This is a genomic window from Winogradskyella arenosi (assembly GCF_003337305.1).
Classification (GTDB): Bacteria; Bacteroidota; Bacteroidia; order Flavobacteriales; family Flavobacteriaceae; genus Winogradskyella; species Winogradskyella arenosi.
This window is the reverse complement of sequence record NZ_QPJO01000001.1, coordinates 588,587-601,472: the sequence shown is the minus strand read 5'-3', so window position 1 is coordinate 601,472 and position 12,886 is coordinate 588,587. Positions and strand designations below refer to the sequence as shown.

General features: G+C 37.5%; 7 protein-coding genes. 4 read left to right on the top strand and 3 right to left on the bottom strand.

Annotation, left to right across the window (positions count from 1 at the left end):
* Nucleotides 1-190: 190 nt before the first annotated feature.
* From DFQ08_RS02505 to DFQ08_RS02495, 3 genes are read left to right on the top strand one after another with little or no spacing between them, the layout of a single operon-like run.
* Nucleotides 191-6,214 (top strand): GEVED domain-containing protein, encoded by a 6,024-nt coding sequence (locus tag DFQ08_RS02505; protein ID WP_114308215.1) that lies wholly within the window; start codon nt 191-193, stop codon nt 6,212-6,214.
* Nucleotides 6,215-6,243: 29 nt separating this feature from the next.
* Entirely contained in the window at nt 6,244-7,149 is a 906-nt protein-coding gene (locus tag DFQ08_RS02500; RefSeq protein WP_114308214.1) for a PorP/SprF family type IX secretion system membrane protein, read from the top strand.
* Between the two features lie 21 nt (nt 7,150-7,170).
* Entirely contained in the window at nt 7,171-9,084 is a 1,914-nt protein-coding gene (locus DFQ08_RS02495) for an OmpA family protein (protein ID WP_114308213.1), read from the top strand.
* Between the two features lie 72 nt (nt 9,085-9,156).
* Here DFQ08_RS02495 and DFQ08_RS02490 read toward each other — a convergent pair whose 3' ends face one another.
* Nucleotides 9,157-9,711, bottom strand: a complete 555-nt coding sequence (locus DFQ08_RS02490) for a YciI family protein (RefSeq protein WP_114308212.1) — start codon at nt 9,709-9,711, stop codon at nt 9,157-9,159.
* Nucleotides 9,699-10,172, bottom strand: a complete 474-nt coding sequence (locus tag DFQ08_RS02485; protein ID WP_114308211.1) for a CYTH domain-containing protein — start codon at nt 10,170-10,172, stop codon at nt 9,699-9,701. Before DFQ08_RS02485 ends, DFQ08_RS02490 begins: the two co-directional genes overlap by 13 nt.
* 92 nt (nt 10,173-10,264) lie before the next feature.
* Between DFQ08_RS02485 and dinB the strand changes: the two genes are divergently transcribed.
* Nucleotides 10,265-11,374: a DNA polymerase IV gene (dinB, locus tag DFQ08_RS02480; RefSeq protein WP_114308210.1), complete on the top strand. Its 1,110-nt coding sequence runs from the start codon at nt 10,265-10,267 to the stop codon at nt 11,372-11,374.
* A 70-nt stretch (nt 11,375-11,444) separates the two neighbouring features.
* On the opposite strand, the gene pyk is transcribed toward dinB, so the two are convergent.
* Nucleotides 11,445-12,884, bottom strand: coding sequence for a pyruvate kinase (gene pyk / locus DFQ08_RS02475; RefSeq protein ID WP_114308209.1), 1,440 nt, complete (start codon nt 12,882-12,884; stop codon nt 11,445-11,447).
* Nucleotides 12,885-12,886 lie beyond the last annotated feature (2 nt).

Here is a 12,886-nt window from a genome sequence, read left to right as displayed (position 1 = left end):
TTAATCTATTTTAGCACTGTTAACACCTTGTTAATACTGCTTTTTTATATATTCGGGATCGTATAGATAATGCTGTCCAACCAACACTAACTATACAGTTTTCATCTCTAATTTTCTGTCTAACTAACAAATCTCTTTATAATCAAAAGGTTATAGAGGAAATGAACAATTTTTAACAAACCGATTACTAATGAAAAAAATTACTCTCTTTTTAATTATGCTAGGTTTTTGCCTTACGGCAACAGCACAGTATAATTTCCCCACAATTACAGGCCCGACCAATGTGGTTTCGGGGTCACCAGTGACGCTTAGTTTAAATGATGTTGCAAATACAGCTGGGGTACCAGCAGGTGCATCAGGTAGCTACAGCTCATTTTCTATAACTGTAGATTGGTCAGCTGGCGAAGGCGGACCTTGGTCATCTGAAGCAGAACTCACAATTACAACAACAGCAGGCGCTCTTTCTCTTGAAGCTACTGATGGAAGTGCTTTATCTAGTTCTGACACTACATTGACTTTTGAAGGTGATTTACCTGCGGTTTATGTACCCTCTACAGATGGATATTTCGATATAATTCTGGATCAAACCTATTCAGGTTCTGACGCCAATTGGTCTAACATTACAGTAACTCTACTTGAAAGTCCTACATGTATAACCCCTACAGGTATAACAACAACAGGATTAACAACAACATCTGTAGATTTAGAATGGAATGCTGGTTTATCTGAAACTACATGGAACTTAGAATATAAAACAGAAAACTTTGTCCCAGGCACTGGAGATGCAGAGACTACATTAGTGGTTACAGGAACTCCTGAAGCAGCGCTTACAGGATTAAGCGAATCTGCTACCTATTTTATTTATTATCAAGCAGATTGTGGTACAGAAAACGGAACTAGTGAATGGGTTGGACCATTTACAGTATTTACCGGATATTGCGAATCAATACCAACAAGTAATGATGGTACTGGGATATCTCAAATACAATTAGGTACAGAAACTTTAACCTCAGGAGGAGATCTTACCTATGAAGATTTTACAGCAACTACTGTAGATTTAGCTGCTTCAGTAACAGCGAATTTACAAATTACCTTTACAACAGGGTACGCCTACAATACCAATGTTTGGATTGATTTAAATAACGATTTAATTTATGATAACGAGACAGAATTGTTTTTTCAAGGTGAATCTCTTTTTAACAATCCCACTACACTCAATGCCTCTTTCTTAATGCCAGATTTACCTTTAGGTATTTATAACATGAGAATTGGTACGGCTGACTCAGGCCAAACATCTCCTAACCCATGTTATTCAGGGTCTTATGGTGTAACTATAGATACTTCAATTAATGTTACAGCTGCACCGAACTGTATTCCTCCTAGTGCCTTAGACGCATCTGAAATTGGTGCAAATAGTGCTTCATTAAGTTGGGATCAAACGGGAACCGTATCACAATGGAATATTGAAGTTGTTGCTGCAGGTACAGAACCAACAGGAACACCAACAGCAAATGATGTCTATAATCCTTACACTGTAACAGGACTTGCTGGTTTGTCAACCTATGATTTCTATGTACAAGCCAATTGTGGATCAGAATTGAGTACTTGGGCAGGACCTTACTCCTTTACTACACTTTGTGATGTTATTTCTCCTGATTACTTACAAGATTTTACAGATGCCACCGGAACTGTTACTCCTGAGTGCTGGGAAGAAGCTGATGATGGAGATATAACAACTGGCCCAACGGATTTAGGTGCGAGTTCTTGGATAACAGACGGATTCCTTAACAATGGTTTCACTGGAGCATATGCTATTAATTTATGGTTAGCTTCAAAAAGTGATTGGTTACTTTCACCACAATTTGATTTAACTGGTGGTCCTTTTCAAGTAGAGTTTGATTTTGGAATCATGGATTATGGTAGTTCAACTGTTGCAGGAACTTTAGGATCTGATGATACTGTTGATCTTTTAATAACTACAGATAATGGTGCCACTTGGGTATCGCTTTTAAACTACGACACTACCTCTGTAGTTCCAGCAACCGGATCACACCCTGTTGTAGATTTAACGGCATATAGTGGTCAAACCGTACAATTTGGTATTCTTGCTTCAGAAGGTACAGTAGATGACAATGTAGATGTTCAAGTATTCGTTGATAATTTTCAAGTTAGAGACATTCCAACTTGTCCAGAACCAACAGACTTAGAAGTTACTAATATTACTTCAACAGGAGCAGAATTATCTTGGACTGAAGCAGGTACTTCTACGGTTTGGAATATTGAAATTGTAGAAACGGGAGAAGAGCCAACAGGTACACCAACTGCTACCAATATTACAAACCCATATATAGCAACAGGACTGAATCCTATTACAACTTACGATTTTTACATACAATCAAATTGTAATGGTGACTTAAGTTCATTTACAGGCCCAATTTCTTTCACAACATTATGTGATATATTCATTCCTGATTATATTCAAAACTTCTCAACCATTACTCCAGACTGTTGGGAAGAGGCTGATAGTGGCGATGCTACAACAGGACCAGGAGATATTGGAGGAAGTTCTTGGGGAACAGATGGTTTCTTAAATAATGGAACCACAGGAGCTTATCAAATTAATTTATGGCTAGCCACAAAAAGCGATTGGATCATTTCTCCAGTATTTGATTTAACCGGAGGACCTTTCCAGGTAGAGTTTGATTTTGGAATTATGCAATATGGAAGTAGTTCTGAAGCTGGTACACTTGGTTCTGATGATATTGTTCAATTATTAATAACAACCGATAACGGAGCAACATGGACACCATTATTAACTTATGATAATACCTCTGTTGTTGCTGCTAACGGTGAACACCCTGTTGTAGATTTAACCGCTTACAGTGGACAAAACGCTCAGTTTGCTATTTATGCCTCTGAAGGTACAGTAGATGATTCTGAAGATAATCAGGTTTTTGTAGATAACTTTAGAGTTAGAGGAATCCCTACATGTCCTGAGCCAACAGATTTAACAGCGACTAATTTATCGTTAACATCGACAGAAATAGGATGGACAGAAACAGGTTCATCGTCAGCTTGGAGTATTCAATACGGTGAAGCTGGTTTCCTTTTAGGAAACGGTACTATTATCGATGATATTACAACTAACCCTTATGTGCTATCGGATTTAGAGCCTGACACTGCGTACGAATTCTACGTAAGATCAATTTGTAGTACCGATGATATCAGCTCTTTTTTCGGACCTTATGAGTTCTATACAGGGTACTGTGAATCTATTCCTTCAAGTAATACCGGATCTGGTGTAGACAATGTAACGCTTGGATTTACTGACTTTCCTAGTGTAGGAGATGTGAATTACGAAAGTCACCTAACACCTGTTGTAAACGCTTTTCAAGGAATTGAGACCAATCTTGAAATTGAATTTGGACATGCTTCAACTTACTATACAACAGTTTGGATCGATTTTAATGATGATTTAGTATTTGATGACTCAGAGATGGTTTTCGACGGAGAATCAGCAGGAGCTGGATTTGGTGTACCATCTCACCTATTAGACGCTTCATTCGTTATGCCTGCTACCGCAACTTTAGGTGAGCATAGACTACGTATTGGTTCAGCTAACTTTTCTACTCCTACACCATGTTATAACGGTACTTCTGGGGTAACCTTAGACTTTACAGTGAATATCCAAGAATTAACTTGTACACTTTCTGAAGCAGAATATACTCTTGTTCCTGATTGTGATACAGATCAATTCAGCGTTAGTGTTGATATCTCAAGTATTGGTGACGCTGATAGTTTAGAAATATCTAACAATGTAAATACAGATACTGAACAAGTTACTGAATCTGGTATCTATACCGTAGGTCCTTTTGACTTTGGTACTGAAGTGAAAGTATTTATCACTAATGAGCAAGATAATAACTGTACAATAAGTAGTAATACGCTCCTCATGGTTGCTTGTCCTCCTGTCAACGATGAACCTTGTGAAGCTACTGTAGCTTTTGTTAATGACGATATTTTATGTGTACAAAGTACACCAGGAACATTATTTGGTGCCTCAGCATCAAATGTTACTGAACCGTCTTGTAGTCCAAATGCCAATGACGACGTTTGGTTCCAGTTTGTAGCAACTAGCGAATACCAACTTATTTCATTAACTAATCTTGCTGGAAGTAACACAACCGATATTGACCATGCCCTTTACGAAGGTACTTGTGATGGTTTAACAGAAATAGCATGTACCTCGGACTTTACACTATTATCTAGTGTTACACCTCAACTTACAATAGGAAATACTTATTATATTAGAATTTTCTCTGGTCAAAATACAAACGAAACAACAACCTTTGATTTGTGTATTACGCCTTATGTTGCGCCAGTTAACTTAACATGTAGTCTTGCAGACAACTATTGTAGTGGTAGTGATGCTACAGACATCTTATATACTTACAACACTATTGGAATAGAACCTGGTGAAGGAACAATTGACTGTTTATTTACCACTCCAAACCCAACTTATAGTGTATTAGAGATTGGAACATCTGGAGATATTTTAATTGAAATGGTTCAGAATACCGCTTTTGATAGTAATGACAATCCAATTGGAGATGAGCTCGATGTCGATTTTATCCTTTGGGGACCATTTGCTCCAGGAGATGATTTATGTAACTTATCATCAGTAGTCGATTGTAGTTATTCTGCAGCACCTGTTGAAAACGTAACACTTTTAAATGCTACCCAAGGTGAAATTTATTTACTATTAATTACAAACTTCGAAGCAGAACCAGGTGTTATTCAAGTAAGACAAACCAATATTGGTGGTGCAGGTGCAGGTAGTACTATTGCAGATATTACGGCTTCTCTTGTAAGTGATGATGTTTACATCGATCCTAACAATGATCCTGCAGAAGCGGACGAAGTATCGTTATGTGGATACAGTTCTATTGTTATTGAAACTTACTCGCCATTCGCAGATGATTTTGTATGGACTAAAGATGGTGTAGAAATTACAGGAGCAAACGCAACAGACTTAACGGTAACAGAATCTGGAACCTACCAAGTTTTAGCCTTTGATTCGCAGTGTAACTCTTCTGCATTATCTCAGGAAGTTATCATTAACCTTTATGATGCTGCACCAGCGGTAGAGCCACAAGAACTTATTGCATGTGATGGTCCTGAAGCTGACGGGTCTGAAGTATTTGATCTAGATGCGCTTACAGCCTCATTAGCCTTAGACGGTTATACAGTAACGTATTACTTAACAACAAATGATGCTAACCAAGCGATCAACGCTGTAACTTCACCTTACACATCAACTGGAGAAGATTTAGTGATCCGTATTGAAGATACTGAAGCTTACAATAATGGTTACTTAGGATGTAGAGAAATATCTGAAGTTTCATTAATTGTAAACCCAAGACCAGAAATTAACCAACCAGAAGATTTCATCGTTTGTGATGATTTAGATGGTGTTGTTGATGGTTCAACAGAATTTGATTTAGTTTCTATAGATGATGAAGTAACAACAGACCCTAACATGGTGATGAGTTACCACACTTCTTTAGACGATGCTGAAGCAGGAACTGCACCATTAGCAAGTCCTTATGCAAGTAGCGGTGAAACCGTTTACGTAAGAGCTGAAGACAGTGTAACAGGATGTTATGAAACAACATCATTTAACTTAGTGATTAACCTTGTTCCTTTAGCTTCAGTTGATTCTAGCTTTAACAACATTGTATGTCCTAATGCTACAGTACCAGTAACCATTGGTATTACTCCAGATAACTTTACAGAATCTGAAGTTACTGTAACATGGGAATACAACGGAACATCAACACCAGGTACAGGTTTAATTTTAGATACAGTTTTATTACCAGGAGATTATACAGCGATTATTGAATTTAATAACTCAGGTTGTACAAACACGGTTGACATTGAGGTAGAAGAAGCTGAATCTTGTATTTTCCCTGAAGGGATCTCACCTAACAATGATGGTAAGAATGATACTTTTGATTTAAGTAGCTTCGATGTTTCTAAATTAGAAATCTTCAACAGATACGGTACACGAGTATACTTCAAAAACAATTATACTAACGAGTGGCATGGACAAACTGATGATGGAGAAGAACTACCTGTAGGAACTTATTTCTACACCGTTATTTACGAAGGTGGAACGAAGTCTAAGAGTGCTTGGGTATATATTAACAGATAATCAAATAACAGAATCAACTACAACTTATAATGAAAAAACTCACTATTATAGCGATCTTGCTATTGGCATTTAAAATGCACGGACAACAAGATCCTCAGTACACACAGTACATGTATAATATGAACATAATCAACCCGGCCTATGCAGGGTCGAAAGACAATCTGTCTTTCGGATTATTGTACAGAAATCAATGGACTAAAATTGATGGAGCACCGGAAACAGGAACGTTTTTCGGTCACGCTCCAATTGGTAGCAATTTAGGACTAGGTGCCTCTGTTATTTCAGATCACATTGGTCCTGTAAATGAAACCAATGCTTACGTAGATCTTTCATACACTCTAAAGCTTGGCGGTGAACACCGCCTTGCCTTTGGTGTAAAAGCTGGAGCTACATTTCATGATATTGGTTTAACAAGTTTAGATGTTGTAGATCCTACAGATGATTTTTTCTCTCAGGATGTCAATACAACAACGCCTAATATTGGAGCGGGGTTCTTTTACTACACCGATAAATATTACGTATCGTTTTCTGCACCAAACTTATTATCATCTGTTCACTTAGATAATGATGGTCGTAAAATAGGATCAGAAACACAACACTATTTCTTAACAGGGGGTTATGTATTTGACCTTTCACCTAATACCGAGTTAAAACCATCAGTAATGTTTAAGTCGGCTTTTGATGCGCCAACATCTTTTGATGTTAACCTAAACGCTAGGTTCTATAAAAAATTAGAAATTGGAGCGTCTTACCGTTTAGATGATTCATTCTCAGGATTAATCAATTTTGCAATCACACCTTCGGTAAGAATTGGATATGCTTACGATGCTGTATCTTCAGACATCAAGGATTACGCCCCAGCATCTCACGAAATTATGTTATTATTTGATCTTAATTTCCCAAAACGCGTTTCACGTTCTCCTAGATACTTTTAATCAGCTAAGCTAAAAACAATTATGAAAAACATTAATACCTTATTATTTACTGCGTTGTTGAGTGGCTTTTGCTTAACGGCTCAAAACAAAGACACAAAAAAAGCAGACAAGCATTTTGATCGTTACGAGTTTGTAGAAGCCGTAGAAGATTATAATAAGCTTGTAGAAAAAGGAAAAGCAGACAGCTATGTTTACGGACAATTAGCAGAAAGCTACTATAACATTTTTAATACTGTAGAAGCAGAACGCTACTATGCCAAAGCTTTAGAAACTTCAACAGACCCAGAAATGGTGTTTAAATACTCTCAGATGCTTAAGGCTAATGGGAAGTATGAAGAATCAAATGCACAGATGGAAAAATTTGCATCTATGCGTCCATCTGATAACAGAGCTACCGCATTTAGAGCGAACCCAGATTACCTTCCTAAGATCTTAGAACAAGGTAAAAAGTTCAACGTTCAAAATGCAGATTACAACTCAGAGCAATCTGATTTTGGAGGTACCATGCATGATGGTAAATTATACATTACCTCTGGTCGTAACGATAGCCGTAAAACTTACGGATGGAACGAGCAACCGTTTTTAGATATCTATACGGTAACTAAAAATACCGATGGTACCTCTCAAGCAGCAACCTTAGCTGAAGGTAAATTAAACACTAAATACCATGAAGGTTTAGTGTCTTTTACACCAGATGGAAAAACCATGTATTTTTCTAGAGAAAGTTATTTTGAAAAAGATTACCAAAAAGATTCTATCAGCAGTGCTAGATTCAGCCAGGTATACTTATTTAAAGCTACTAAATTAGGTGACGAGTGGGATACTATTGAGAGTTTAGCGATCAACAGCGAAAACTATTCTGTAAAAAACCCTTCTGTAAGTGCCGATGGAAAAACACTTTACTTTTCTTCTAACATGCCAGGTGGTTATGGAAACTACGACATCTACAAAGCAGAGATCAATGCAGATGGTACAGTGGGAGAACCTGTTAATTTAGGTCAGAAAGTAAACACTGAAGCACAAGAAATGTTTCCTTTTATCAGCAGTAACAATACCCTTTATTTCTCTTCTAACGGTCATTTAGGATTAGGAGGATTAGATGTATTTTACACTAAAGAAGTTGATGGAAAATTAGCAACGGTACGTAATGTTGGGATTCCAATTAACAGTAATGCTGATGATTTTGCTTTCAGAATTGATGAAGAGAAAAACGAAGGTTTAGTATCTTCTAATAGAGAAGGTGGACAAGGAAGTGATGATATCTACGAATTCAAAAAACTACAACCACTTTGTGATGTTTTAATTGTTGCAACGGTTTTAGATGACAAAACACGTCAGCCAATTGCAGGCGCTAATGTAGCTTTATTTGATGCTGAAGGAAATAAAGTCCTTTCTAAAACAACAAATCAAGAAGGTGTTGCTGAATTCATGGTAGAATGTGATGAAGACACAGAACTTGAAGTTGTAATGGATGGTTTTGACAGTAAAAAAGTCGCGGTTAAAGGAACGAACGAAGAAGAAAATGACGTTCAGATTTCTTTAGATCCTATCGAAAAATTAATATTAGCTGAAACTATTGATTTAGCACCTATCTATTTTGATTTCGACAAATCTAATATTACAGCACAAGCTGCTTTTGAATTGGATAAATTAGTTCAGATCATGAACAAATATCCTGAAATGAAGATCAAAGCTACGTCGCATACAGATGTTAGAGGTCCTGAGTCTTACAATGCTAATCTTTCTGAGCGTAGAGCTAAGACTACTGTACAATATGTAATTTCTAAAGGTATTGATGCTTCTAGAATTACTGCTGAAGGTAAAGGTGAAACGGAGCCTAAAGTAGATTGTGCCGGTGGATGTACTAAAGAACAACATGCTGAAAACAGACGTTCTGAATTCATCATTGTAACTACAGAAACAGTAGAAAACTAAAATCCATTGAATTTTACTTATAAAAAAAGCTCTGAACAGTTGTTCAGAGCTTTTTTTTATGTCATATTGTTTTTAACGTAAGCGGTAACCTTTGGCGGCCCACCACGGATGTATTTCAATCTTTAAACGACCAGATTGCACCATAGGATCAGCTTGCGCCAAACTATCCGCCAACTGTTTTGTAGGCACATTGTAAATGGTAATCCCTCTTATGACCCCATCATCATCAAAGGGTCCTGAAATATCGGCATAGCCTAAATCATACATCTTCCCTAAATACGCTAAATGAGCTTTTTGCAAAAGCGCAGCTTCTTCTTCATTCTGATTTCTAATTGGTCCTTCCTTTAAAAACGCCATAAAATACTTTTGCATCAAAATGGTATCTTGAGTTTTAGCGTCTACATAATCAAACACCTCATACCCCTTCGCCATAAGTTGGGCTTTTAAAGCCGCCTTAGATACAGGTTCTGGCGTCGTACTCTGAACACTATCTATAGGTTTAAGCTTAGTTTGCATATCCTCTACCGGAAATGCTGGCGCAGTATCGCCTTCTTTCTTTGTATTGTTGCAAGACAACAAGCTTCCTAAAACAACAGAAACCGTTAAGAATCGTTTTATATAGACCATAATTTATACGGGGTTTTACTTAAAATTGAATTGTAATATTTTAAATCGCCAGTCACTTCTTCCCCCAACCAAGCCGGTTTGGTATACGACTCATTTTCGGCATTTAACTCTACTTCTGCCACCACTAAACCTTCATTATCACCAAAAAACTCATCAATTTCATAGACGTGCTTTCCACAGATTACTTCATAACGGACTTTATCTATAATTCCAGGTTCACATAGGGCTAACAAGGCTTCCGCTTCCGCTGTAGAAATAGATTTTTCCCATTCAAAACGCGATAAACCATTGGCTGTAGATTGCCCTTTTACCGTTAAAAATCCAGCCTCGTCTTTCAACCTTACACGGACCGTCCGTTCTTTAGCACTATTTAAAAATCCTTGTTTAATCGCATAACTTTTATGAGCCTCAGCTTTAAAAGCCATGGAGTTCACAAGAAATTTCCGTTCTATTTCTATCATTTTATATATTCTGAATTTACTAGTTAATTATTAATTTGTGATAATCGGCCCTTACGGCGCGCTGCAGCCACAGGATTTCATAAATTTACAGTATGCTAAGCGATTTACCAATAAGAAAGATAATTCATGTGGATATGGATGCATTTTATGCGTCGGTAGCCCAATTAGATGCTCCTGAACTAAAAGGTAAAGCCATTGCTGTAGGTGGCGGTGGCCCCCGAGGGGTTATTAGTGCCGCAAGTTATGAAGCCCGACAATTTGGGGTAAAAAGCGCCATGTCTGGCCAATTGGCCCTTAAGCTTTGTCCTGATTTAATTTTTGTAAAAACAGATTTTGAGCGTTACAGATCCATTTCCAACCAAATAAGAGCCATTTTTTTAGACTATACCGATTTGGTTGAGCCCTTATCCCTCGATGAGGCGTATTTAGATGTTACAGAAAACAAAAAAGGCCTTTACAGCGCTTCTTTAATTGCTGAAGACATAAGACAACGTATTTATGACGAAGTGGGCTTAACGGCTTCCGCAGGAATCTCTATTAACAAGTTTATTGCCAAAGTAGCGAGCGATTATAACAAACCTAATGGCCAAAAAACGGTAAACCCAGAAGATGTGCTTCCGTTTTTAGAGGCTTTAGACATTCGGAAATTTTATGGCGTGGGGAAAGTAACGGCAGAAAAAATGTATCAGAAAGGGATCTTTACGGGTAAGGACTTAAAATCTAAATCTTTAGAATACCTTAAAACACATTTTGGGAAATCTGGCGCCTATTATTACGATGTGGTTCGTGGCATCCATACCAGTGAAGTAAAACCCAATCGCATTAGAAAATCCTTAGCTGCAGAACGCACCTTTAGCGAAAACCTTTCTTCAGAAATATTTATGCTCGAAAAATTAAAACTTATTGCTGAAGAAGTCTCCAAACGCTTACATAAAAATAACGTTTCAGGAAAAACCATCACTTTAAAAATAAAATATAGCGATTTCACCCTACAAACACGCAGTAAAACCCTTCCTTATTACGTAAAAGAAGCGGCCCTTATCCTTGAAACCGCCAAAGACTTATTGTATCAAGACCGCTTAAATAATTCGGTACGCCTTCTAGGTATTTCCTTATCAAACTTAAATACCAATGCCAAAATTCCGAAGAAGGGCAAAGCAGACAACAGTACTATTAGTGTGCAACTAAAATTAAAGTTTTAAGCAAAAAAAATCCCCTAAAAGGGGATTCTTTTTTTAAAAACGGATCGTTTTCAATTATAAGGTGTTGATATTAAAAGCTACAGCTTTCAATCTCTGTAACTCTTAAAGTGTTTACCATTCCTTTTTCTTGAATAGGCATCGCTGCTAAACTAATAAGCATATCACCAACATCTAAATAGCCTTTTTTACAAGCAATAGCGTTTACATCTTCAATCGTTTCATCTGTACTTACAAATTTATCGTAGTAGAACGCTGTAACACCCCAAAGTAAACTTAATTGATTTAAGATACGACGGTTTGATGTAAAGACTAAAATATGTGCTGACGGTCTCCATGCCGAAATTTGAAAGGCTGTATAACCACTATTGGTTAAGGTAGAAATAGCCTTTGCATTAATTTCGTTGGCCATGTTAGCCGCGTGAAAACAAATCGCTTTTGTGATATAACGTTTTGTTCGAATATGTGGTGGCGATTGTGGTACCTCAATTAACGGAGAATCTTCTACGCTACGGATAATGTTTGCCATCTGACGGATTACTTGTACAGGGTACTGCCCTACTGAAGTTTCTCCAGATAACATTACTGCATCTGCACCATCCATTACTGAATTGGCAACATCATTTACCTCTGCACGGGTTGGTGTAAGACTAGAAATCATAGTCTCCATCATTTGCGTGGCAATAATTACTGGAATTCTAGCACGTTTAGCACGTAATACCAATTGCTTTTGAATTAACGGTACTTCTTCTGCAGGAATCTCAACACCGAGATCTCCACGAGCGACCATTAAACCATCACAATAGGCAACAATCTTATCAATATTCTCTACAGCTTCAGGCTTTTCTATCTTCGCTATAATTGGAATTTTATGCGCACTGTGCTCGTTAATTAAATTTTCTAGCTGCATTAAATCTTCGGCATGACGTACAAAAGATAAAGCAATCCAATCTACCTCTTGTCCGATGGCAAAAATAGCATCTTCAATATCCTTCTCTGTTAAAGCAGGCTGAGAGATATTAGTATTAGGAAGGTTAACCCCTTTCTTAGATTTTAATGGACCTCCTTGAATAACTTTGGCTTTCACCTCAGACTTCATATCGGTAGAAACCACTTCAAAAATTAATTTTCCATCATCTAATAAGATACGCTCTCCTGGCTTAGCATCTTGAGGGAAACGCTCATAAGTCATGTAAACACGCTCTTTTGTCCCTTCAAAACGTTCTCCTGTAGCAAAAATGATTTCGTCGCCTTCATTAACGATAACTTCACCTTTCATTACCCCTACACGCAACTTAGGTCCTTGAAGGTCTCCTAAGATTGAAGCGTTATAGCCGTACTCTTCGTTAAGCTCTCTAATCATTTTAATACGTTCTTCTACATCGGCGTAATCGGCATGAGAGAAGTTAATTCTAAACACATTGGCACCTTCATCTAGCATGGCTTTTAATACGGCCTTGTTGCTTGTTGCGGGTCCTAATGTGGCTACTATTTTTGTTTTTTTGTGTGACATCG

Coding starts and splice junctions, on each gene's coding strand:
- DFQ08_RS02495 (WP_114308213.1), top strand. CDS start 7,171: ATGAAAAACATTAATACCTTATTATTTACTGCGTTGTTGAGTGGCTTT.
- dinB (WP_114308210.1), top strand. CDS start 10,265: ATGCTAAGCGATTTACCAATAAGAAAGATAATTCATGTGGATATGGAT.
- DFQ08_RS02505 (WP_114308215.1), top strand. CDS start 191: ATGAAAAAAATTACTCTCTTTTTAATTATGCTAGGTTTTTGCCTTACG.
- pyk (WP_114308209.1), bottom strand. CDS start 12,884: ATGTCACACAAAAAAACAAAAATAGTAGCCACATTAGGACCCGCAACA.
- DFQ08_RS02500 (WP_114308214.1), top strand. CDS start 6,244: ATGAAAAAACTCACTATTATAGCGATCTTGCTATTGGCATTTAAAATG.
- DFQ08_RS02490 (WP_114308212.1), bottom strand. CDS start 9,711: ATGGTCTATATAAAACGATTCTTAACGGTTTCTGTTGTTTTAGGAAGC.
- DFQ08_RS02485 (WP_114308211.1), bottom strand. CDS start 10,172: ATGATAGAAATAGAACGGAAATTTCTTGTGAACTCCATGGCTTTTAAA.